18 protein-coding genes are annotated in these 23,518 nt (G+C 67.8%); 6 read left to right on the plus strand and 12 right to left on the minus strand.

The window, feature by feature from the left end:
- Nucleotides 1-32: 32 nt before the first annotated feature.
- From MHN84_RS05515 to MHN84_RS05535, 5 genes are read right to left on the minus strand one after another with little or no spacing between them, the layout of a single operon-like run.
- Nucleotides 33-689, minus strand: a complete 657-nt coding sequence (locus tag MHN84_RS05515) for a response regulator transcription factor (RefSeq protein WP_241203627.1) — start codon at nt 687-689, stop codon at nt 33-35.
- Nucleotides 659-1,735, minus strand: a complete 1,077-nt coding sequence (macS, locus tag MHN84_RS05520) for a MacS family sensor histidine kinase (RefSeq protein WP_374238317.1) — start codon at nt 1,733-1,735, stop codon at nt 659-661. The genes MHN84_RS05515 and macS overlap by 31 nt, the downstream gene beginning before the upstream one ends.
- A 38-nt stretch (nt 1,736-1,773) precedes the next feature.
- Nucleotides 1,774-2,526, minus strand: coding sequence for an amino acid ABC transporter ATP-binding protein (locus MHN84_RS05525; RefSeq protein WP_241203859.1), 753 nt, complete (start codon nt 2,524-2,526; stop codon nt 1,774-1,776).
- A 17-nt stretch (nt 2,527-2,543) separates the two neighbouring features.
- Complete coding sequence (locus tag MHN84_RS05530) at nt 2,544-3,461, minus strand: amino acid ABC transporter permease (protein WP_241203628.1); 918 nt, start codon at nt 3,459-3,461, stop codon at nt 2,544-2,546.
- 15 nt (nt 3,462-3,476) lie between these two features.
- Nucleotides 3,477-4,403, minus strand: a complete 927-nt coding sequence (locus MHN84_RS05535) for an ABC transporter substrate-binding protein (protein ID WP_241203629.1) — start codon at nt 4,401-4,403, stop codon at nt 3,477-3,479.
- Between the two features lie 160 nt (nt 4,404-4,563).
- Here MHN84_RS05535 and MHN84_RS05540 point away from each other — a divergent pair, with 160 nt between their 5' ends.
- From MHN84_RS05540 to MHN84_RS05565, 6 genes are all read left to right on the plus strand, one after another.
- Nucleotides 4,564-5,142 (plus strand): HdeD family acid-resistance protein, encoded by a 579-nt coding sequence (locus MHN84_RS05540; protein ID WP_241203630.1) that lies wholly within the window; start codon nt 4,564-4,566, stop codon nt 5,140-5,142.
- Nucleotides 5,143-5,205: 63 nt separating this feature from the next.
- Nucleotides 5,206-6,663 (plus strand): cytochrome ubiquinol oxidase subunit I, encoded by a 1,458-nt coding sequence (locus MHN84_RS05545; RefSeq protein WP_241203631.1) that lies wholly within the window; start codon nt 5,206-5,208, stop codon nt 6,661-6,663.
- Between the two features lie 15 nt (nt 6,664-6,678).
- Entirely contained in the window at nt 6,679-7,728 is a 1,050-nt protein-coding gene (gene cydB / locus MHN84_RS05550; protein WP_241203632.1) for a cytochrome d ubiquinol oxidase subunit II, read from the plus strand.
- A gap of 53 nt (nt 7,729-7,781) precedes the next feature.
- Nucleotides 7,782-9,347, plus strand: a complete 1,566-nt coding sequence (cydD, locus tag MHN84_RS05555; protein ID WP_241203860.1) for a thiol reductant ABC exporter subunit CydD — start codon at nt 7,782-7,784, stop codon at nt 9,345-9,347.
- Complete coding sequence (locus MHN84_RS05560) at nt 9,334-10,791, plus strand: ATP-binding cassette domain-containing protein (protein ID WP_241203633.1); 1,458 nt, start codon at nt 9,334-9,336, stop codon at nt 10,789-10,791. Before cydD ends, MHN84_RS05560 begins: the two co-directional genes overlap by 14 nt.
- The gene (locus MHN84_RS05565) at nt 10,788-11,291 is read left to right on the plus strand and encodes a DUF4190 domain-containing protein (protein WP_241203634.1); all 504 of its coding nucleotides are present in this window, start codon (nt 10,788-10,790) and stop codon (nt 11,289-11,291) included. The genes MHN84_RS05560 and MHN84_RS05565 overlap by 4 nt, the downstream gene beginning before the upstream one ends.
- Here MHN84_RS05565 and MHN84_RS05570 read toward each other — a convergent pair.
- From MHN84_RS05570 to MHN84_RS05600, 7 genes are all read right to left on the minus strand, one after another.
- Nucleotides 11,269-12,150, minus strand: coding sequence for an acyl-CoA thioesterase II (locus tag MHN84_RS05570; protein WP_241203635.1), 882 nt, complete (start codon nt 12,148-12,150; stop codon nt 11,269-11,271). The genes MHN84_RS05565 and MHN84_RS05570 overlap by 23 nt on opposite strands.
- Before the next feature lie 14 nt (nt 12,151-12,164).
- Nucleotides 12,165-13,583 (minus strand): pyruvate kinase, encoded by a 1,419-nt coding sequence (gene pyk, locus MHN84_RS05575; protein WP_241203636.1) that lies wholly within the window; start codon nt 13,581-13,583, stop codon nt 12,165-12,167.
- 27 nt (nt 13,584-13,610) lie between these two features.
- Nucleotides 13,611-15,119, minus strand: coding sequence for a glutamate synthase subunit beta (locus tag MHN84_RS05580; protein WP_241203637.1), 1,509 nt, complete (start codon nt 15,117-15,119; stop codon nt 13,611-13,613).
- Nucleotides 15,112-19,653 (minus strand): glutamate synthase large subunit, encoded by a 4,542-nt coding sequence (gltB, locus tag MHN84_RS05585; protein WP_241203638.1) that lies wholly within the window; start codon nt 19,651-19,653, stop codon nt 15,112-15,114. The genes MHN84_RS05580 and gltB overlap by 8 nt, the downstream gene beginning before the upstream one ends.
- Nucleotides 19,654-19,737: 84 nt before the next feature.
- Complete coding sequence (locus tag MHN84_RS05590) at nt 19,738-20,151, minus strand: DUF2752 domain-containing protein (protein WP_241203639.1); 414 nt, start codon at nt 20,149-20,151, stop codon at nt 19,738-19,740.
- Nucleotides 20,141-20,632: an NINE protein gene (locus tag MHN84_RS05595; protein ID WP_241203640.1), complete on the minus strand. Its 492-nt coding sequence runs from the start codon at nt 20,630-20,632 to the stop codon at nt 20,141-20,143. Before MHN84_RS05595 ends, MHN84_RS05590 begins: the two co-directional genes overlap by 11 nt.
- 25 nt (nt 20,633-20,657) lie before the next feature.
- Nucleotides 20,658-22,082, minus strand: coding sequence for an HNH endonuclease signature motif containing protein (locus tag MHN84_RS05600; protein ID WP_241203641.1), 1,425 nt, complete (start codon nt 22,080-22,082; stop codon nt 20,658-20,660).
- Between the last annotated feature and the right edge of the window lie 1,436 nt (nt 22,083-23,518).

The raw sequence follows: 23,518 nt of genomic DNA on the forward strand, positions 1-23,518 counted from the left end.
GGCAATCAGATGTGCCCGGCGGATGAGTACAACTACTCGTCGAGTCCGTGCTCGATCGCGTAGCGCGCGAGTTCCACCCGGTTGGCCACCTGCAGCTTGCGGAACGTGGCCTGCACGTGGTTCTCGACGGTGCGGTGACTCAGCGACAGTCGGGCGGCGATCTGTTTGGCGGTCAACCCCTTGGCGACGTAGCGCAGGATCTCGGTCTCCCGCTCGGTCAGGCTCGGCTGCGCCGGACCAGGTTCGTCGCGGGCGATGCGTCGGTACTCCCCCAGCACCAGGCCTGCGAGGCCCGGCGTGAACACCGCGCGGCCTCCGGCTGTGGCGCGCACAGCGTCGGCGAGATCCTGCTTGGAGGCACTCTTGACGAGGTACCCGGTGGCCCCGGCCTTGACCGCCTCGAGCACGTCGTCGCGTTCGTCGGACGCCGAGAGCACCAGCACCCGGGAGGACGGTGACACGGCCAGCACCTGCGCGGTGGCCGCGGCGCCGTCCCCGTCGGCCAGGCGCATGTCCATCACGACGACGGCGGGACGCACGACGGCGGCGCGGCGTGCCGCAGAGCCGACCCCGTCTGCCGTCGCGACCACGTCGAATCCGTCGTCGGCCAGGTCGCGCGCCACCGCGTCACGCCAGATTGGGTGGTCGTCGACGACCATCACCGTGATCGCGGTACCGTCAGCTCCCATTCGACCCCCATTCCCGGTCCGGTGTGCAACTCCGCCCGGCCACCCAGCCAATCCATCCGTCCCACAATCGATTTCGCGATACCGATGCGACCCTCGGTGACCGCTTCGGAGAGTCGCCCGTCGGCGATCCCCACGCCGTCGTCGCGCACGCTCACCGTCACCGCGTCGTCGAGGTCTTCCAGCAGAACATACGCGCGGGCGCCGTCGCCGGCGTGCGCCTCGACGTTGTCGAGCGCGTTGCCGACCGCGGCGCACAGTTCGTCGGCCACCGCGGAATCGAGCAGCACCGCGTGCGCGGGCACGCTGACCGACACCCGGTCGGTGGCCCGACGCCGCAGCATCGCACCGAGGTCGGCCTGCGCTCCCGGCACGGTCTCATCCCCCGCCACCACCAGGCGTCGCAGCGCGCGTTCCTGCTCACCCGCGAGCTCAGCCAATTGCGCTGTGTCACCGCCGATCTCATGGCCCCGGCGCGCCACCAGGGCCAGCACCTGCAGGACACCGTCATGCACGTGGCGGGACAACCGCTCTCGTTCGATGACCGACGCAGAGAGTCGAGCGGCCCGTTCCAGCTCGGCGTGGGCGCGCCGAGCGGTCTGCGCGGCCATCCCCACCGCCAAGCCCACCGCCAATTCGATGACGATCGTCGCGTTGCGGCTGACATCGACGTTGACGTACCCCTTGAGCGCCGCGCCGAGTGACATCACCACCAGGCCGACGAGCATCCCGCCGACCGGACCGAACAGGATGGCCGCCGAGATCGTGGCATTGGTGGCCCACAGCGTCGTCGGCAGTGACTGGTTGTCGGCGATCCACGCATCGGAGGCGACCAGCTCGGTGCACATCACCAAGGCCACCACCACCGCCAACTCGGTCAGCACCCACACCGGGCGACGCCCGAAGCCCTGCAGGTAGGCGACCGCGCACGCGAGGCTCCAGCCGATCAGAGCCGCGAAGACCAGCCAGCCGCCGAGCGGGCTCGCCAGCTCGTCGTTGACCGCGAGCCCGAATCCCAGCGCATACAGGCAGCTGAGCAGCCGGAACACCTGGGCGGCCCGCCACAGCGGCGTGACCGGATCCGGCGCTACATCACCTTGGAGAGAAACGCTTGGGTCCGTTCGTGTTGGGGGTTGGCCATGATCGTGCGCGGGTCACCCCGCTCGACGACGACGCCGGCGTCCATGAATGCGAGTTCGTCGGCGACTTCCCGCGCGAAGCCCATCTCGTGCGTGACGACCACCATCGTCATGCCCTCCGACGCCAGCGTCTTCATTACCGTGAGGACCTCACCCACCAGTTCGGGGTCCAGCGCCGAGGTGGGTTCGTCGAACAGCATCAGCTTCGGATCCATGGCCAGCGCGCGGGCGATCGCGACCCGCTGTTGCTGCCCGCCCGACAGCTGCGCCGGGTAGGCAGCGGCCTTGTCGGCCAACCCCACCCGGTCGAGCAGTTCCTTGGCGCGCTCGGTGGCTTTCGCCTTGTTCACGCCCTTGACCTGGATCGGCGCCTCGATGACGTTGCCGAGCGCCGTGCGGTGCGGGAAGAGGTTGAAGTGCTGGAACACCATGCCCACCTCGCGGCGCTGCTTGGCGACCTCGCTGGGCTTCATCTCGTGCAGTTTGCCACCGCGCTCGGTGTAGCCGACGAGTTCGCCGTCGACGTAGAGCCGGCCCGCGCTCACCGTCTCGAGGTGGTTGATGCACCGCAGGAACGTCGACTTCCCGGAGCCCGACGGTCCGACCAGGACCAGCACCTGCCCTCTCTGCACCTCCAGCGTGATGCCCTTGAGGACCTTGAGCGCGCCGAAGTCCTTGCACACCGATTCGGCCTTCACCATGGGCCGGGCTGCTTGCGTCACATCCCACCTGTACTTGCCTGCGCCTTGGCCAGCGCGTCGAGTTGCTTGGTCGTCAGCTTGCGTGACGCGCCTCGGGAGAAGTACCGCTCGAGGTAGTACTGGCCGACCATCAGGATGCTGGTCACCACCAGGTACCAGAACGCGGCCACCATCAGCAGCGGCACGGGTTCGAAGGTACGCGCCGCGATCTCTCGGGCGGTGATGCCGAACAGGTCCAGCGTGAACGGCACTGCAGTCACCAGCGAGGTGGTCTTCAGCATGCTGATGACCTCGTTGCCGGTGGGCGGGATGATCACCCGCATGGCCTGGGGCAGCACGGTGCGGCGCATCGCCAACCCCCAGGACATGCCCAGCGCGGTCGACGCCTCGAGCTGCCCCTCGGGCACCGACGTGATGCCCGCACGGATGATCTCGGCCATGTAGGCCGCCTCGTTCAGCGCCAGGCCCAGTGTGGCGAGCAGGAACGGGATCGACAGGCTCTGCAGATCGACCTGGAAGAAGGACGGACCGAACGGCACGCCCAGCTGCACCTGCTGGTAGATCGTCGGGATCAGGCCCCAGAACACCAGCTGCACGTAGATCGGTGTGCCGCGGAAGATCCACAGGTACACCCACGCCACCCAGCGGAACACCGGGTTGGGTGAGAGCCGCATGACAGCCAGGAGTATCCCGAGCGCGATCGCCAGCACCATCGAGTAGACGGTCAGCTGCAAGGTGTTGACCAGTCCGACCGTCAGCACCCGCTGGTCGAAGAGGTACTCGGCGAACACCGACCAGCGGTAGGCCGGATTGGTGGCCGCCCCGTAGATGAACAGGCCGGCAAGGATGAGGATGACGGCCGCCGCCACCCACCGCCACGGGTGCTTCAGCGGTACCGCGTCGATGGTCTGCGGCGGCGCGCCGGCATCACTCATCAGATCCGCTTTCGCCTAGGAGACCGCGCCGTTGATCACGGGCTTGTCGATCATGCCCGCTTCCAGGCCCCAGTTCCCGGCGATCTCCTTGTACTTGCCGTTCTCGATCAGGTGCTCGAGAGCCTGCAGCAGCGACTGCGCCAGCGGCGACCCCTTCGCGACCGGCCACCCGTAGGGCGCCGAGTCGAAGGTCTCGCCGGCCTGCTCGAGCTTGCCGTTGGTCTGCTTGATCGCATACAGCGTCACGGGCGAGTCCGCCGACATGGCGTCGGCCTGACCGAGCACCACGGCGTTGGTGGCCGCGTCCTGACCGTCGAACGGCACGATGCTGATGGCGGGCTTGCCCTCGTCGGTGCACTTCTTGCTCTTGGCGGGCAGCTCGTCGGTCTCCTGGACGGTGGTGGCCTGCACCGCGACCCTCTTGCCGCACGCGTTGTTCGGGTCGATGCCGGCGCCGGGCTTCTGCGCCCAGGCCGTGCCCGCGGAGAAGTAGGTGACGAAGTCGACCGACTGCTCGCGCTCCTTGCTGTCGGTGAACGACGACATCCCGACGTTGAAGGTGCCCTGCTGGATGGACGGGATGATCTTGGCGAAGTCGGCTTCGCGGTACTCCGGGGTCAGCCCGAGCGTGCCGGCGATCGCGTTCATCAGGTCGACGTCGAAGCCGACGATCTTGCCGTCGGGATCCTTGAACTCATTCGGGGCGTAGGGAATGTTGACCCCGATGACGAGCTTGCCGGAGGACTTGATGGCCTCGGGCACGGTGTTGGCGATCTCGTCGACCTTTTCCGCCGGAGCCGCACTGGCGCTCGAGCTGCCGCCACCGCTGCCACCCGAGTCGCCGCCGCTGGCACAGCCCGACAACGCCAGGGCACCCGTTGCGGCGAAGACCGCCACGGCCCGCCAGATCTTCGTCCGGCGGTCTTGCTTTTCACCCAACACTGTTGCCTCTACTTTCTCTCCGGCATGTCCAGCCATGGACGTTAACGACCGATGACCCGGCGCGCAGCGCCGGTAACGGAACAGTAGTAGAGCTGTAACGCTGTAGCAGGGGAACGCAAGCTATCCCAAATCCTGATTCCGCTTGTGCCACACTGCGCGCATGGAAACCCCTGCTCCCCCCAGCATGCTTGCGCATTTGTGGAAAACGGCGCTGATTTCGGGCGTCCTCGCGGTGATCCTCGGTGTCTGCGTTCTCGTGTGGCCGGCCATCACCATCGTCGTCGCCGCGATCTTCTTCGGCGCGTACCTGTTGATCTCCGGCATCTGGCAGGTCGTCTTCGCCTTCAGCCTGCACGTGTCGGCCGGCGGCCGGGTCCTGCTGTTCATCAGCGGGGCGGCCGCACTCATCCTCGCGGTGCTGTGCTTTCGAAGCTTGGCGAACTCGATCCTGCTGCTGGCCATCTGGATCGGCATCGGCTTCATCTTCCGCGGCGTGGCCACCGCGGTGTCGGCGATCAGCGATCCGACGCTGCCCGGGCGTGGCTGGGCGATCGTCATCGGCGTGATCAGCCTGATCGCCGGCGTCGTCATGCTCGCGTCGCCGTTCGCATCGCTGGCCACCCTGGCCCTGGTGGTCGGCATCTGGCTGGTCGTTCTCGGCGTCTTCGAGGTCGCATCGGCGATCGGCCTGCGTAAGGCTGTCACGAAGGGCCCTGCGACCAGGGTCGAAAGCCCCTAGCCGTCACGAGCCTTTCCGCTACTACACTGTGTCGTAGAGTGTGGGTGGACAAGGGAGTGGCGCATGGACGCATTGGACGTGTCGCGGTGGCAGTTCGGTATCACCACCGTCTACCACTTCATCTTCGTCCCGCTCACCATCGGTCTGGCGCCGCTGATCGCCGTCATGCAGACAGTCTGGCACGTCACCGGCAACACCGCCTGGTACCGCCTGACCCGCTTCTTCGGCAAGCTCTTCCTGATCAACTTCGCGATCGGCGTCGCCACCGGCATCGTCCAGGAGTTCCAGTTCGGCATGAACTGGAGCGAGTACTCGAAATTCGTCGGTGACATCTTCGGTGCGCCCCTGGCGTTTGAGGGCCTGATCGCGTTCTTCTTCGAGTCGACGTTCATCGGCTTGTGGATCTTCGGCTGGAGCCGGCTGCCCCGCGCGCTGCACCTGGCGTGCATCTGGATCGTCGCGTTCGGGGTGAACGCCTCGGCGTTCTTCATCATCGCGGCGAACTCGTTCATGCAGCACCCCGTCGGCGCGAAGTTCAACCCCGAGACGGGCCGCGCCGAGCTCACCGATTTCGTCGCACTGTTGACCAACAACACCGCGATCTGGGCGTTCCTACACGCCGTCACAGGAGCTTTCCTGACCGCCGGCGCGTTCGTGGCGGGCGTCTCGGCCTGGTTGATGGTCCGCTCACGACGCGCTGACGGACCCGCCGACAGCATCGCGATGTACCGGCCCGCGGCGATGCTGGGGTCGGTCGTGGCGCTCGTCGCGGCCGGCGGCCTGTTCTTCACCGGAGACTTCCAGGGCAAGCTGATGTTCGTCCAGCAGCCGATGAAGATGGCCTCTGCCGAATCGTTGTGCCACACCGAGACCGATCCGATGTTCTCGGTCCTCACCGTCGGCACGCACAACAACTGCGACAGCGTCACCCATCTCATCGAGGTGCCCTACGTGCTGCCCTTCCTCGCGGAGAGCAAGTTCAGCGGGGTGACGCTGCAGGGCGTGCAGGATCTCCAGCAGCAGTACCAGGAGAAGTTCGGGCCCGGAGACTACCGACCCAATCTGTTCGTCACCTACTGGGCGTTCCGCGCGATGATCGGCCTGCTTCTGGTCCCGGTCGCGTTCGCCCTCGTCACGCTCTGGTTGACCCGGCGCGGACGCATCCCCGACCAGCCCTGGTACGGCCGCTTCGGCATCCTGACCATCCCCGCACCGTTCTTGGCCAACTCGGCCGGCTGGGTGTTCACCGAGATGGGGCGCCAACCGTGGGTGGTGGTCCCCAACCCGACCGGCGATCAATTGGTGCGAATGACGGTCCAGGACGGCGTGTCCGGGCACTCCGCCGGACTGGTGCTCTTCTCCCTCGGCACCTTCACGCTGCTCTACGGCGCGCTCGCGGTGGTCTGGTTCTGGCTGATGCGTCGCTACGTCGTCGAAGGCCCCCAGGACCATGACTCGGAACCGGCCCCACCCGCGCCGCCCAGCGACGACGACGTCGCTCCCCTGTCGTTCGCCTACTGAGAGGACGCGAAAACCATGGGACTGCAAGAACTCTGGTTCTTCCTCATCGCAGCGCTGTTCCTCGGCTTCCTGGTCCTGGAAGGTTTCGACTTCGGTGTCGGCATGTTGATGATCCCGTTCGGGGTCGCCGGCGCGGGTGATCCAGAGCAGCGAGAACGGCGGCGCCGCGCGGCACTCAACACCATCGGGCCGGTGTGGGACGCCAACGAGGTCTGGCTGATCACCGCCGGCGCCGCGATGTTCGCGGCCTTTCCGGTGTGGTACGCGACGGTCTTCTCTTCGCTCTATCTGCCCTTGCTGGTGATCCTGGTCGGCATGATCCTGCGGATCGTCGGCATCGAATGGCGCGGCAAGATCGACGATCCGCGGTGGCGCGGGTGGGCCGACATCGGCATCGCGGCCGGGTCATGGCTTCCCGCCATCCTCTGGGGCGTCGCGTTCGCCATCCTGGTGCAGGGCCTTCCGATCGACGCCGAGGGTCGTTCGCAGGCCGCGCTGACCGACATCGTCAGTGTCTACGCCCTGCTCGGCGGGCTGGCGACCACGTCACTGTTCGGTTTCTACGGTGCCGTGTTCGTCGCACTCAAGACCTCGGGCGCGGTCCGCGAGGATGCGTTCCGGTTCGCCCGCATCCTGTCGGCGCCCGTGGTCGTGCTCGCCGGTGGTTTCGGGCTGTGGACCCAGCTGGCACACGGGAAGTCGTGGACCTGGTGGGCCCTGGCGGTCGCGGTGGTGGCCCTGCTGACCGCTGTCTCGTTGATGTGGCGCGGCGAACGCGAGGGCCGGGCCTTCGTCGCGACCATGGTCGTCGTCGCCGCGGTTGCGGTGCTGCTGTTCGGTTCGATGTACCCGAACCTGTTGCCCTCGACGCTGAATCCCGAGTGGGGCGTGACGATCTACAACGGCTCCTCGACGCCGTACACGCTGAAGATCATGAGCTGGGCATCGCTGACGCTGCTCCCCCTCGTCATCGGCTATCAGGCGTGGAGCTACTGGGTGTTCCGCTCACGCATCACCGCCGACGCGATACCGGCGTCCATCGGATTGGCGAGGCGTACGTCCTGACGAAGAGTTCGCGTGCCCCGATCGACCCGCGGCTGTGGCGGGTCTCGGCGGCGATGCGCCGATTCCTGGTCGCCACCACGGTGTGCGGGGTCGCGATCGCCGCCGCCACGATCGGATCGGCTGTGGTACTGGCGAGTCTGGTGGCGCGGATCATCACCGATCCGGCGTCCCGGACCCTCGGGGATCTGGCCGCACCGGTCACACTGCTCGCCGCCCTGTGGGCCGTCCGCGTCCTGACGCAGTGGCAGCAGGGGCGCCTGGCACAGCACGGCGCCAGCGATGTCATCGCCGATCTGAGCGACCAGGTGCTCCGCACCGCCACCGCCCTGCCCCCGCGCGAGCTGGCGGAGCGCCGTGACAACGCCGCAGCCGTCGTCACGCGCGGACTCGACGGTCTGCGTGTGTATTTCACCACCTACCTACCGTCGCTGTTCCTCGCGGCGATCCTGACCCCTGCGACCGTCGTCGTGATCGCGACCGTGGACTGGCAGGCCGCGGCGATCGTGCTCATCGCCCTCCCGCTGATCCCGATCTTCATGATCCTGATCGGCCTGGCCACCGAGGACCGGTCGGCGGCGGCGCTGGCCGCGATGACCACGCTGCAGGCCCGGCTGCTGGATCTCGTCGCGGGCCTGCCCACGCTGCGGGCGTTCGGCCGCGCGGAGGGGGCGACCGCGAAGATCGCCGAATTGAATGCCGCGCATCGGCGTTCGGCGATGGCCACGATGCGGATCGCGTTCCTGTCCGCGCTCGTACTCGAACTGTTGGCCACCCTCGGCGTGGCCCTGGTCGCGGTCAGCGTCGGGATGCGGCTGGTGTACGGGCACATTCCGCTGGAGACCGCGCTTACCGCTCTGCTACTCGCCCCCGAGGTGTTCTGGCCGTTGCGCCGCGTCGGTGCCGCCTTCCACAGCGCACAGGACGGGAAGACCGCGGTGGCGGCCGCGTTCGCGTTCCTCGACTCCGCCCTACCGTCGCGGACCGGGGATCGCGTTCTGGACGGCGACGCGATGACCATCACCGTCGCCACACCCGAATTGCTGGCCGAACCGGGCCGGGTCACCGTGCTGACCGGACCCAACGGGTGTGGCAAGTCGACGCTCCTGCAGGCCGTCCTGGCACTCGACCCGAGACCGGACGCGCACGTCCGGATCAACGATGTCGACGTCGCCGACCTCGACCCGACGTGGTGGTGGAGCCGGGTGGCGTGGTTGGCCCACCGCCCCGTCATCGTTCCCGGCACCGTCCGCGAGAACCTCGAGCTCTTCGGCCCTCTGCCTGACCTCGACGCAGCCTGTCGCGCAGCGCGTTTCGACGACGTGCTGGCCGACCTACCGCGGGGGCTGGACACCGTCCTCGGACAGGGCGGGGTCGGATTGTCCCTGGGACAGCGCCGACGCCTGGGGCTCGCCCGTGTGCTGGGCTCGGCGGCGCCGGTGCTGCTGCTCGACGAACCGACCGCACATCTCGACGAAGCGACCGAACAGGCTGTGCTGACAGCGATCCGCGACCGTGCGGCCGGCGGTGCGACAGTCCTCGTGGTGGGTCACCGCGACGCTGTGCTGGCGATCGGCGACACCGTCATAGACATGGGGGTGCCTGCTCGTGTGGTGGTATGAGTTGCTGCGCCCCCGGCTGTCGCGCCTTTCCCTGGCGATCTCGTTCGGCGTCCTCTCACTGGGGAGCGCCCTGGCGCTGGCCGGGGTGTCGGCATGGTTGATCACCCGCGCATGGCAGATGCCGCCTGTCCTCGATCTGACGATCGCCGTCGTCGCGGTGCGCGCGTTCGGGATCTCCCGTGGCGTGTTCGGCTACTGCGAGCGGTTGGCATCCCATGACACCGTGCTGCGAGCCGCCGGTTCGGCCCGGACGCGCCTCTTCGCCCGGTTGGCCGCCGCCCCGGAAGACGACGTGACCCGCAGACACAGTGGGGATCTGGTCGCCCGCGTCGGCGCCGGCGTCGACGATGTGGCCGACGTCGTGGTGCGCGCGGTGGTGCCGATGTGCGTCGCCGGCATCCTCGGGATTGCCGCCGTGGTGACCGTGGGGTTGATCTCGCCGCTCTCCGCCGCCGTGCTCGCCGCCAGCCTCCTGCTCGCCGGGGTCGTCGCGCCCGCCGTGGCCGCCCACGCAGCGCGACATGCTGAAACTGTTGCAGCACAGCATCATTCAGACCGCGACACAGCCACTTTGCTCGCGCTGGAGCACGCGGCAGAGCTGCGGATCGCCGGCCGCCTGCCGAACGTCCTCGCCGACGCCGGCGATCAGCAGCGGCGCTGGGGGCGGGCGATCGACCGTGCGGCCGCACCCGCGGCGGTGGCCGCCGCGGCCCCCGCCGCGGCCACCGGTATCAGCGTGCTCGGCGCACTGCTCGCCGGTTTCGCCCTGGCGGACACCGTCGCCCCGACCACCCTGGCCGTCCTGATGCTGCTGCCGCTGTCGGCTTTCGAGGCGACCGCGGCCCTTCCTACCGCTGCGGTCGCCCTCAGCCGGGGCCGCGTCGCAGCCCGGCGCCTGGCGGCGCTCACCGACCCGGACGACACCGCGCGCCACCGCCCCGACGTCACCCCTCTGCATCTCGAACCCGGTGACCGGATCGCGGTGGTCGGGCCGAGCGGCTGCGGCAAGACGACCCTGTTGATGCGCACCGACGGCACGTTCTTCGCCGAGGATGCCCACCTGTTCGCCACCACGGTGCGCGACAACCTGCTCGTGGCCCGCGGCGATGCGAGCGACACCGAACTGACCGATGCGCTCACCCGCGTCGGACTCGGCCCCTGGCTCGCGGGCTTGCCCGACGGCCTCTCGACGGTGCTCATCGGCGGCGCAGCAGCGGTGTCAGCCGGCCAGCGTCGGCGACTGCTGTTGGCACGGGCCCTGATCTGCACCGCGCCGACCGTGCTTCTCGACGAACCGATCGAGCACCTCGACCGGTCCGACGCCGAGACACTGCTGTCCGACATCCTCGCGCCGTCCGGTCTGTTCGGGGCTGATCGGGTGGTCGTGGTCGCCACGCATCATCTGCCGGAATCGCTGGACGTCCGGGTAATCTCACCGGCATGAGCGACGCGCCGCCACCGCCACCGTATGGGCCTCCGCCGTACGGGCCGCCTCCGCAGTACGGCGGCTATGCCAGCTACGGCGGCTATGGAGGCTACCCGGGCGGCCCGCCGCCGACGTCGGCGCCGAAGAACGGAATGGGCACCGCTGCACTGATTCTCGCGATCATCGGCGTCGTGCTGTGCTGGTCGATCGCCGGCGGCATCGTGCTGGGGCTCAGCGCGATCGTCATCGGCATCATCGGCCGCGGCCGGGTGAAACGCGGCGAAGCGACCAACGGCGGCGTCGCCACCGCCGGCATCGTGCTCGGAGCCGTCGCGATCGTCGCCGCCCTGGTGTTCATCCCGATCTACATCGGGCTCTTCGACCAGGTCGGCGGGAGCGACTACGTGGACTGCCTCACCCGCGCCGGCAACGACAGCACCGCCGTCGAGCAATGCGCCGAGGACTTCCAGCGGCGCGTCGAAGACCAGTTCTCGCTCACGGTGACCCCGACCCGGTAGCCCGAGCCGGGAAGTACTTCACGATTCCCTCCTGCACGACCGTGGCGAGCAACTGACCCGAACGGTCGAAGAAATGACCAGAGCCCAGGCCGCGCGACTCGGCGGCCACCGGGGAGGTGGTCGAGTACAGCACCCAGTCGTCGAAGCGCACGGGGCGGTGGAACCACACCGAGTGGTTGGTCGTCACAGCGAAGATCCGGTCGTGTCCCCAGGACAGTCCGTGGGTGGTGATGATCGAATCCAGCACGGTGGTGTCCGACGAATACACCAGCGCCGCGGCATGCAGGACGGGATCGTCGGGCATGGCGCCGCGGGCGGTCATCCAGACGCGGTTGTGGGCCAGCCGGTCGCCCTTGTCCCGCATGATCCAGGCGGGGTCGTTGGTGTAGCGCCATTCGATGGGCCGCAACGCGTTGGCGAAGTGCGGCACCACCTCTTCGTAGCCGCTCAGCAACTCGTCGATCGGCGGCACGTCTAACGGCTCGGTCACCGCCGGCGCGGACACCCCGTGCTCGAGTCCCTTCCCGCCGGCCAGGTAGGACACCAACGCGGTCGTCAGAAGTGCGCCGTCCTGCATGACGTCGACCCGCCTGTTGGCGAAGCGGCGCTCATCCCGTAGGCGCACCACGCGGAACTCCAGATCCTTCTCAGGATCGCCGCCGGCGATGAAGTGCACCGACAGCGTGCTCGGCGGGACGGGATGGCTCAGGGTGCGGCCCGAGGCTACGAACGCCTGCGCCATCATCTGGCCGCCGAAGGTGCGGACCGGGTTCTTGCTCGGATGCACGCCCAGGAAGTCGTCGTCGTCGACCCTCTTCAGGTCGAGCACTGCCAGCAGTTCATCGAAGTCTGCTGACACGCAACCCCCAGGGTCTAGACGTCGTCCTCGCCGATGCGGTGGACGTGGATGAGATTCGTCGACCCTACTGTGCCGGGCGGCGCACCCGCGACGATGACCACGAGATCACCGCGCTTGTAGCGACCCAGCTCCAGCATCGACTTGTCCACCTGGCGGATCATGCCGTCGGTGGTCTGGATGTGCGGCACGATGAACGTCTCGGTGCCCCAGGTCAACGCCAACTGGCTGCGGACTTCCGGCAGTGCGGTGAACGCGAGCACCGGCAGCGGGGTGTGCAGGCGGGCCAGCCGGCGCACGGTGTCACCCGACTGGGTGAACGCGACGAGCGCCTTGGCGTCCAGCCGCTCCCCGATGTCGCGGGCGGCGTAGGAGATCACGCCGCGCTTGGTCCGCGGAACGTGCGTCAGCGGCGGCGCAGCGACAGAGTTCTCCTCCACCGCGGAGATGATGCGGGCCATGGTGCGCACCGTCTCGAACGGGAACTTGCCGACCGACGTCTCACCCGAGAGCATCACCGCGTCGGCGCCGTCGAGCACCGCGTTGGCCACGTCGGAGGCCTCGGCCCGGGTGGGCCGGGAGTTCTCGATCATCGACTCGAGCATCTGCGTGGCGACGATCACGGGCTTGGCGTTCTCCCGCGCCATCTGGATGGCGCGCTTCTGCACCAGCGGCACCTCTTCGAGCGGCAGTTCGACGCCGAGATCGCCGCGCGCGACCATGATCGCGTCGAACGCGAGCACGATGGCTTCGAGGTTGTCGATGGCCTCGGGTTTCTCCAACTTGGCGATGACCGGCACCCGACGGCCGACCCGGTCCATGATCTCGTGCACGAGCTCGACATCGGCAGGCGAGCGGACGAACGACAGAGCCACCAGGTCCACGCCGAGACGCAGCGCGAACTCCAGGTCGTCGATGTCCTTCTCGGACAGCGCGGGCGCCGAGACGTTCATGCCGGGCAGCGACATGCCCTTGTTGTTGCTGACCTTGCCGCCCTCGGTGACCGTGCAGACCACGTCGTTGCCGTCGATGTGCTCGACCACCAGGCCGACGTTGCCGTCGTCGACGAGCACCCGGTCCCCCGGCCGCGCGTCCTGGGCCAGCCGCTTGTAGGTCGTCGACACCCTGTCGTGGGTGCCCTCCACGTCCTCGACGGTGATGCGCACCGTCTCGCCGTTCTCCCACACCGTGGGGCCGTCGGCGAAGCGACCGAGGCGGATCTTGGGGCCCTGCAGGTCGGCGAGGATGCCGACCGCGTGGCCGGTGCTGTCCGACGCCATGCGCACCCGCTTGTAGTTGGCCTCGTGATCTGGGTAGTCCCCGTGGCTGAAATTCAGCCGGGCGACGTCCATGCCTGCCTCGACGAGCTTGCGCACCGCATCCTCGGAGGCCGTGGCCGGACCCAACGTACAGACGATTTTTCCGCGTCTATTCACGGATGCCGAGCATAGTCGTTAATCGATTCAGATGACGGCCAGCGGGAGCGCACCCGGCCTGACCGGGGCCGGAAGGTCCGTCTCGCCCATCAGGAAAGTGTCGACAGCGGCGGCGGCGCTGCGGCCCTCCGCGATCGCCCACACGATCAGCGACGCACCTCGGTGGGCGTCCCCGCAGACGAACACCCCGGGCGAGTCGGTCTGCCAGTCCTGCCCGCAGCGAAGCGTGCCGCGCGGCGACAACGTCAGGCCGAGGCCGTCCAGCAGCGGCATGTGCTCCACGCCGTCGAAGCCGATCGCCAGCAGCGCGAGGTCGCAGCGGATCTGCAGACTCTCGCCCACGGGGGTGATGCGGCGCCGGCCGGTCTCGTCCCGCTCGACCTTCACCTCGGCGATCTCCAGCGCGCGCAGGTTGCCCTCCTCGTCGCCGAGGAACCGCTGAACGGCGACCTGATAGCGACGTTCGCCGCCTTCGGCGTGCGCCGGGGAGAGCCGGGTGCGCAGCACCACCGGCCACATCGGCCAGGGAGCGCTGGAGTCGTCGCGGTATTCGGGCGGCTCGGGGTTGTAGTCGAGCTGGGTCACCGACGCCGCGCCCTGCCGGTGCGCGGTGCCCAGACAATCCGCACCGGTGTCGCCGCCGCCGATGATCACCACATGCTTGCCCGCCGCGGAGATCGGGCTCGGGCCGTCGCCTTCGCACTCCTTGTTCGCGGGCACGAGATGCTCCATCGCCAGGTGCACACCGGCCAGTTCCCGGCCTTCGACCGTGTTGTCCCGGGCCCGCAACGCGCCGACGGCGAGCACGACTGCGTCGTACTGGGCGCGCAGCGCGTCGATGGTCACGTCGACACCGACCTCACATTCGGTGACGAAACGTGTTCCCTCCGCCCGCATCTGGGCCAGCCGCTGATTCAGCGTGGCCTTCTCCAGCTTGTACTCGGGAATGCCGTAGCGCATCAGACCGCCGATTCGGTCGTCGCGTTCGTAGACCGTCACATCATGGCCGGCGCGGGTGAGCTGCTGGGCTGCGGCCAAACCGGCCGGCCCGGACCCCACCACCGCCACGCGTTTGCCGGTCGCGATCGCCGCGGGCTGCGGTTCCACGATGCCGTCCAGCCAGGCCTGGTCGGCGATGGTCTGCTCGATGCGCTTGATCGTGACACTGCCGCCGGTCTGCTCCTCGGCGATCGACAGCACGCATGCCACCTCGCACGGAGCGGGGCAGAGCCGGCCGGTGAACTCCGGGAAGTTGTTGGTGGCGTGCAATCGCTCGCTGGCCGCGTCCCAGCGCCCCCGGCGTACCAGATCGTTCCACTCGGGAATCAGATTGCCCAGCGGACAGCCAGCACTGCCGCTGTGGCAGAACGGAATTCCGCAATCCATACAGCGACGAGCCTGCTGGGACACCTCACCGGCGCGCTCGTGCGGGTCCTGCCGCTCGTAGACCTCACGCCAGTCACCGACGCGTTCGTCGACGGGGCGCTTGGCGGCTTCCACCTTGGCGACGTCCAGGAATCCGTACGGATCAGCCACGACTTGCCTCCATGATCGCTGCGTCGACGTCTCTGCCCTCGGCCTTGGCCATCCGGGTGGCTTGGAGCACACGCTGGTAGTCGCGCGGCATGATCTTGGTGAACAGCGCGCTGCGGCGGGGCCAATCCGACAGCAGCGACGTCGCGACGGTGCTGCCGGTGTGCCGGGCGTGGGCGGCGACGACATCACGCAGCCAGGCGAGATCCACGCCGTCCGGAGTCTGCAGCTCCACCATGTCGGTGTTGACGCGGCGCGGATCGAGACCGAGCACGTAGGCGATGCCCCCGGACATACCGGCGGCCATGTTCCGTCCGACCGGGCCGAGCACCACCACCCGGCCGCCGGTCATGTACTCGCACGCGTGGTCACCGACACCCTCGGTGACCGCGAGGGCTCCGGAGTTGCGCGCCGCGAACCGTTCCCCGACCCGACCACGCAGGAACACCTCGCCGGAGGTGGCGCCGTAGAGCAGGGTGTTGCCGGCGATGACGTTGTCCTCGGGCAGGAACAGCACGTCGTCGTCGGGTCGGACGATGATGCGACCGCCCGACAAGCCCTTGCCGACATAGTCGTTCGCATCACCGATGAGCGCGAGCGTGACCCCGGGCGGCAGGAACGCGCCGACGCTCTGGCCGGCCGAGCCGGTCAGCGTCACATGGATGGTGTCGTCGGGCAGGCCTTCGGCACCATAGCGGCGGGTGACCTCGCTGCCGAGCAGGGTGCCCACGGTCCGGTTGACGTTGCGCACCGGAAGCTCCAGGCGCACGGGGTGGGCGTCCTCGAGCGCACCCTCGCAGAGCTGGATCAGCGTGCGATCCAGTGCCTGCTCCAGCCCGTGGTCCTGACCGCGGACGCGACGGCGGCCGGTCTCGGTCGGCGGCACCGCGAAGATCGGTGTCAGGTCAAGGCCCTTGCTCTTCCAGTGCGCGACACCGAGGTCGGTGTCGAGCATTTCGGCGTGCCCGACTGCTTCGTCCACGCTGCGGAAGCCGAGCTCGGCGAGATGCTTACGGATGTCCTCGGCGATGAACTGAAAGAACGTCTCGACGAACTCCGGCTTGCCGGTGAAACGGGCACGCAGCTCGGGGTTCTGCGTCGCCACCCCGACGGGGCAGGTGTCGAGATGGCAGACGCGCATCATGATGCACCCGGACACCACCAGCGGCGCGGTCGCGAAGCCGAATTCCTCGGCGCCCAGCAGCATCGCCACCATCACGTCGCGTGCGGTGCGCATCCCGCCGTCGCACTGCACGGTGATGCGATCGCGCAGACCGTTCAGCATGAGTGTCTGCTGCGTGTCGGCCAGTCCGATCTCCCACGGTGCGCCAGCGTGCTTGAGGCTGGTCAACGGAGCTGCGCCGGTGCCACCGTCGTAGCCGGAGATCAGCACGACGTCGGCGTGCGCCTTGGAGACGCCCGCGGCGACAGTGCCGACACCCACCGAGCTGACCAGCTTGACGTGGATGCGGGCGTCGGCGTTGGCGTTCTTCAAGTCGTGGATCAGCTGGGCCAGATCCTCGATCGAATAGATGTCGTGATGAGGTGGCGGCGAGATGAGCCCCACCCCAGGCGTGGAGTGCCGGGTCTTGGCGATATTCGGATACACCTTGTAGCCCGGGAGTTGGCCGCCTTCACCGGGTTTGGCTCCCTGAGCCATCTTGATCTGAATGTCGGTCGCGTTCACCAGGTAGTCGCTGGTCACACCGAAGCGGCCTGAGGCGACCTGCTTGACCGCGCTGCGGCGCAGCGGGTCGTAGAGCCGGTCGACGTCCTCGCCGCCCTCACCGCTGTTGGACCGACCGCCGAGGCGGTTCATCGCCACGGCCATCGTCTCGTGGGCCTCGGCCGAGATCGAGCCGTAGCTCATCGCGCCGGTGTTGAACCGCTTGACGATTTCGCCGGCGGGCTCCACCTCGTCCAGCGGCACCGGCGGACGCAGCCCCTGCTTGAACGCGAAGAGCCCGCGGAGTGCGCCGCCCTCGCGGGCCAGGCGGTTGACCTCCTCGGAGTACTTCTCGAAGACGTCGTATCGCCCCGTGCGCGTCGAATGCTGCAGCAGGAACACCACTTCGGGGGTGAAGAGGTGGAGTTCCCCTTCGCGGCGGAAGGCGTACTCGCCGCCCACCTCCAGACGACGGTGCACCCGTTCGGTGGGGTTCTCCGGGTAGGCCCGGCGGTGCCGCAGCTTGACCTCCTCGGCGATGACGTCGAGCCCGATACCGCCGAGCTGAGTGGGTGTGCCGGTGAAGTATTCGTCGATGACCTCTTTGTCGATGCCGACCGCCTCGAACGCCTGGGCTCCGGTGTAGGACGCCACCGTCGAGATTCCCATCTTGCTCATCACCTTCATGACGCCCTTGCCGAGTGCCTTGAGGTAATTCCTGACCGCGGTGGCGGTTTCGATGCCGGTGAGTTCGCCCTCGCGGATGAGGTCTTCGATGGACTCGAAGGCCAGGTAGGGGTTGACCGCGGCGGCACCGAATCCGATCAGCATCGCGACGTGGTGGACCTCGCGGGCGTCACCGGTCTCGACGACGAGCGCGACGGCGGTGCGCTGCTTGGTGCGCACCAGGTGGTGGTGCACGGCTGAGACGGCGAGAAGTGACGGGATGGGCGCCTTCGTGTGATCGGAGTCGCGGTCGGAGATGACCAGTGTCCGAGCGCCTTTGGCGATGGCATCGCATGCCCGAAGGCGGAGATCCTCGAGAGCGTCGGCGAGTCCCTCACCGCCGCGTTCGACGCGGTAGAGCGCTTTGAGCACGGCGGTGCGCAGCCCGGGATGCTCGCCGTCGTCGTTGATGTGGACGATCTTGTTGAGCTCGTCGTTGTCGAGCACCGGCCAGCCGAGGGTGATCTGCCGGCACGACGCCGCCGACGGTGCCAGCAGGTTCTGCTCGGGGCCCATCACCCGTGACATCGAGGTGACCACCTCTTCGCGGATGGCGTCCAGCGGCGGGTTGGTCACCTGGGCGAAGAGTTCCACGAAGTAGTCGTAGAGAGACTTCGATCGCTCGGACAGCACCGCGGCGGGCGTGTCGGTGCCCATGGAGCCCAGCGGTTCAGCGCCCGAGGAAGCCACCGGCGTGAGCAGGATGCGGAGATCTTCTTCGGTGTACCCGAAGCTGATCTGGCGGCGTACCACCGAATCATGATTGGGCTGTACGCGAACCCGGTCGGGCAAGGCCTTGATGTCGAGCAGTCCGGCGTGCAGCCATTCGCCGTATGGTTCGGCGGTGGCGAGATCGTGTTTGATCTCGTCGTCGGAGACGATGCGCCCCGCGGCGGTGTCGATCAAGAACATCTTTCCGGGCTGGAGCCGCCCCTTGGCGACGATCTGGGCCGACGGCACGTCGAGCACACCGCTTTCACTGGCGAGGATCACGCGATCGTCGATGGTGCGCCACCATCGGCCCGGTCGTAATCCATTGCGGTCGAGCACGGCTCCGACCAGAGTGCCGTCGGTGAACGTGACGCACGCTGGGCCGTCCCAGGGTTCCATGAGCGAGGCGTGGTATCGCCAGAATGCGCGCTCGGCGTCGTCCATCGTGGCGTTGTTCTCCCACGCTTCGGGGATCATCATCAGCACGGCGTGAGGCAGGGCGCGGCCGCCGAGGTGAAGCAGTTCCAAGACTTCGTCGAACGAGGCCGAGTCGGAGGCGTCGGGGGTGCAGACCGGTGAGAGCCGGGCGAGGTCGCCGGGGATCAACGCGCTGGCGAGCATCGCTTCACGTGCGTGCATGCGGTTGCGGTTGCCGCGCACGGTGTTGATCTCTCCGTTGTGGGCGACGAAGCGAAAGGGATGGGCCAGAGGCCACGACGGAAAGGTGTTGGTGGAGAAGCGGCTGTGCACGATCGCGATGGCGCTGACGCAGCGTTCGTCGCGTAGATCCGGAAAGTACTGCGGCAGTTGCAGCGTGGTGAGCATGCCCTTGTAGACCATGGTGCGGCTGGACAGCGACGGGAAGTACACACTGTCCCGCTCGGCGCGCTTGCGCAGCGGGTACACCCGGCGGTCGAGGTCGATGCCGCCGGGACGCGCGCCGTTGCGTTCAGGGGCGGTGACGAAGAGTTGCGCCATGTAGGGCATGCAGCCCAGCGCGGTGTGGCCGATCTCCGCGCCGTCAGGGTCGACGGGGACCTCGCGCCAGCCGAGTATGTCGAGGCCCTCCTCGGCGGCGATGGTCTCGATGGTGGCGCGGGCGCGCGCCCTGTCCTCGAGATCCTGCGGGAGGAAGCAGATACCTGCGGCGAACGTGTTGTCGCCGTTGAGGTTCGGCGCGGGAAGCTCGAATTCGGTGACCGCGTCGAGCATCTCGACCGGGAGCTGGATCAAGATGCCTGCTCCGTCACCGCTGTTGGGTTCGGCGCCTGCCGCGCCGCGGTGCTCGAGGTGCTCGAGGGCTATCAGCCCGTCGGAGACGATGGCGTGGGAGCGGCGGCCCTGGATATCGGTCACCATGGCCACACCGCAGGAATCCGCCTCGCGGTCGGGATGGTAGAGCCCCTGAGGTTCGGGCAATGCCGAGAACAGCATGGACGATGCTCCTCGCAGTCCTGATTTTTGGTGGTCAGGGACTGCGGCGGCCCGTCGAGCGAGTGTATCAGCGCGGGCGGGCGGCTACCCGGCGAGAACGGTGGGGACGAGTGGGAAACCGGGCAGATTCCGGGCGACGGTCCAGGCGATGGCCGAGACTGCTATCACGAGCAACAGAGGTGTGGCCGGCACCGATTTACCGCGGGCGCGTCGGCCGACGAGAAACGCCAGCAGCAGCGGCAGACCGATCAACACGTAGGCGTTGTCCACCCATGCCGCAGCGAGGTCGCCGTGGAGGACATCGTGGGTCATACGCAAACCGCCGCAGGCTGGGCAGTTCCACCCGGTGAGTTCTTTGAAAGGACAGGGCGGGAACCCGAAGCCCGAGCTGTGCGGATCACGGAGGCCGATGTAGGCCAGGCTGCCCAGCAGGGCCGCCCCCGTGCCGAGGCCGGCGAGCAGGCGGGTTTTGCGGCTCGTACCCGGGCTAGGTGCCATCGCGCAGCGGACGCCCTTGCGGGTCGCGGACCTTGTCGGTGAGGATCAGAACCGCGTCGACAATGCCCCAGATGACGGGGATCAAGAATCCCACTCCACAGGTGAGCAAACCGATGACGAACCCTCCGATGAGCCCGACTGCGAGTTGAGCGATACCGAGCCCGGTGTAACCGAGGTAGATGCGTCCGATGCCGACCAGGCCGAGGAGTCCGAGCAGCTGCAGCAAGCCCGCCACCACTTTGGACTTGTCGGACAGTGGCTCCCCCGTCATCGGGTGCCGTCCGTAGGGCGCGTACGGGTCGGTGTACGACGGCGGATATTGACCCACCGGCGGCGGGAATTGCCCAGGCGGCGGACCGTACTGCTGACCTGGCGGCGGGTAACCCGGCTGCTGGTAGCCCGGTTGCTGGTAGCCCGGCTGCTGGTGTGGCGGCGGGTAGGAATCGCCGCCCTCGTTGCCACCGAATTGCGGCTCAGTCATGGCTCCAGCATGCCAGACCGGCTCGTCAGAACGGCGGCGGTTCGTACGTCGCCGAGAGCCTGGCCTGGCGTTGCCTTTCGAGTTCGGCGTCGAGCTCTTGTCGTTGTCGCCGTTCCTGTGCGATGCGGTGGCGGCGGTCCTGTTCGCGGGTTCTGGTGCGCATGGGCATCATCGCGCTGCGATCCGTGGACTCCGTCGGCGTCGCGGTGGGGATCGTCGCAGTCGGCGTCGCCAGGCCGGGGAACAAGATGCCCCCGAACGCCTCGGTGACGTACACGTGCCCCGTCGGGGACGTCACCACAATGCTGCCGTCAGTACGCTGCTCATCCTTCCAGCCGTCAGGGCCGGTGTAGAACGTCTTGATCAAATGATGTGTGCGGCAGTAATGCTTGAGCCCGGAGGCATGCGTCCACCCGAACGGCCACGGCGTCGTGTGGTCGACATCGCAGCCCATCACCGGCCGATCGCAACCAGGAAATCGACACGTCAGATCCCGCCATCGCACAAAATCCCGAAGTGCCGCCGACGGCCGGTACCCCTTCTCCGCACCTGCGCCGGGCAGGCGGACCGGCCGGATCTTCGCCGTCGTCGCGATTCTGCGCACCGACTCTGCGGGCAAGACACCGAAACCCGACAGATACCCCGGCCGCGGGCTCGTGCCGTCGAGCGTGTGCTGTTCTGCCAGAACATGAATGACCACCCGCGCAGCGGAATCCCGCACCGTGGCCGCTGGGCAGTCGCTTGATCCGCACAGGCACGCCAACGATCCCTCGAGCCGACCCAGTGCACCCGTCGCATCCGCGCGGCGCTGCCGCTTCGACCGTGGATCATTGGCGCACACCGAATCAGCGATCAGGTCCAGCCGCTGATCGATCGCCTCGGCATCCGCGGCATTGAGCACACCACCGATCAGCGCCATCCCCGCCACCGTCGGGTGCGGCTCGACTTCGACGTAGCGCTGCTCCTCGACGATCGGCGGAACCCGAACACCGGCAGGATCATGCTCAGCGACCCACATATCGATGCGGTCCCGCAACTTCGGCTTCGACAAACGCATCCACTTGTGCACCTGTCGAGCCAACGAACGGTCTAGCTCCGCGATCACCTCATCGAGCACGTTCTCCGTGCGCGTGATCAGGATCTGCACCATCCGGTAATCGATATCGCCCCGAGCGAACACCGCAGCCACTTGCGGCAACCGCTCATGCAGCGACACCGCCTGCCGCACCTGAGGTATTGCGCGACCACGGCTGATGTTCTGCGCAGCCGAGACCTCAGCACCGACGGCTTCGACCACATCGGTGTACCAGAACTGCGCGTCCTCATAGTCACGGCACCGGTGCTTATACAGCCGGGCAATCGCATCCAACCGATACGCGATCACCGCCGACTCCGCCCGCGCCGCCGACGCCATCGTGTCGACCAGCGAGGCAGGACGGTCATCGATCATACGTTCGATTTTACCGAGATTGGGACAGCCCTCCGACGCCAATTTTTGCGCCTGTGGATAACTCGGTGACGTGCGGTCAGCGGTTCCTTCGCCGGCGAACCCACTGCCGCACGCGCTGACCGACCTCGACGGAAAGGCTTGCCGGAGGCCGGTTTTCGGAGGGCGGAGGAGCGATGTCCGCCGGGCTGACAGGATTTTCAGCGGTGGCACTGGAAGCGTCGGCCGGCCTCTCGGTGTCGCCGGAGTCTTCTGCGTCTTCGTCATCGACGACCGACGCATCTGCGGCCTCAGGCTGGGTCGACACGGTGGCCCCGGATTGCTCAGTCGTCAGTGCCTCGGCTGCGTCTTCACCTTCGACCGCCACCGCATGCGCCACCTCAGCCTCACCGACCGCTTCGGCAGCTTCCTCGGTATCCACTGATCCGACACCGGCCTTTGGCTCAGCGGATTCGGGCTCGTCAGCGCTCAACGCTTCAGCCGCATCCTCGCCCTCAACCGCGACCGCATGCGCGACCTCAGCCTCACCGACCGCCTCGGCAGCTTCCTCGGTATCCACTGATCCGAGACCCGCCTCCGGCTCGTCGGTCTCGGCCTCATCAGCGCTCAACGCTTCAGCCGCATCCTCACCCTCAACGGCCACCGCATGCGCGACCTCAGCCTCACCGACCGCCTCGGCAGCTTCATCGGTATCCACTGATCCGAGACCCGCCTCCGGCTCGTCGGTCTCGGCCTCATCAGCGCTCAACGCTTCAGCCGCATCCTCACCCTCAACGGCCACCGCATGCGCGACCTCAGCGTCACCGACCGCCTCGGCAGCTTGCTCGGTATCCACTGATCCGAGACCCGCCTCCGGCTCGCCGGACTCAGGCTCGTCAGCAGTCAAGGCCTCAGCGGCATCCTCGCCCTCAACCGCCACCGCATGCGCGACCTCAGCCTCACCGACCGCCTCGCCAACCTCCTCGGAATCGACCGAACCGAGACCCGCCTCCCGCTCGCCGGACTCAGGCTCATCAGCAGAACCTTCGGGCTCGGCGGATTCGGGCTCATCAGCGCTCAACGCCTCAGCCGCATCCTCACCCTCAACCGCCACCGCATGCGCGACCTCAGCCTCACCGACCGCCTCGCCAACCTCATCGGCATCGACCGAACCGAGACCAGCCTCCGGCTCAGCGGACTCGGACTCGTCAGCGCTCAACGCCTCAGCCGCATCCTCACCCTCAACCGCCACCGCATGCGCGACCTCAGCCTCACCGACCGCCTCGCCAACCTCCTCGGCATCGACCGAACCGAGACCAGCCTCCCGCTCGCCGGACTCACGCTCGTCAGCAGTCAACGCCTCAGCGGCATCCTCACCCTCAACCGCCACCGCATGAGCGACCTCAGCCTCGCCGACCGCCTCGGCAGCTTCATCGGTATCCACTGATCCGAGACCCGCC

Source organism: Mycobacterium sp. PSTR-4-N, assembly GCF_022348085.1.
GTDB lineage: Bacteria > Actinomycetota > Actinomycetes > Mycobacteriales > Mycobacteriaceae > Mycobacterium.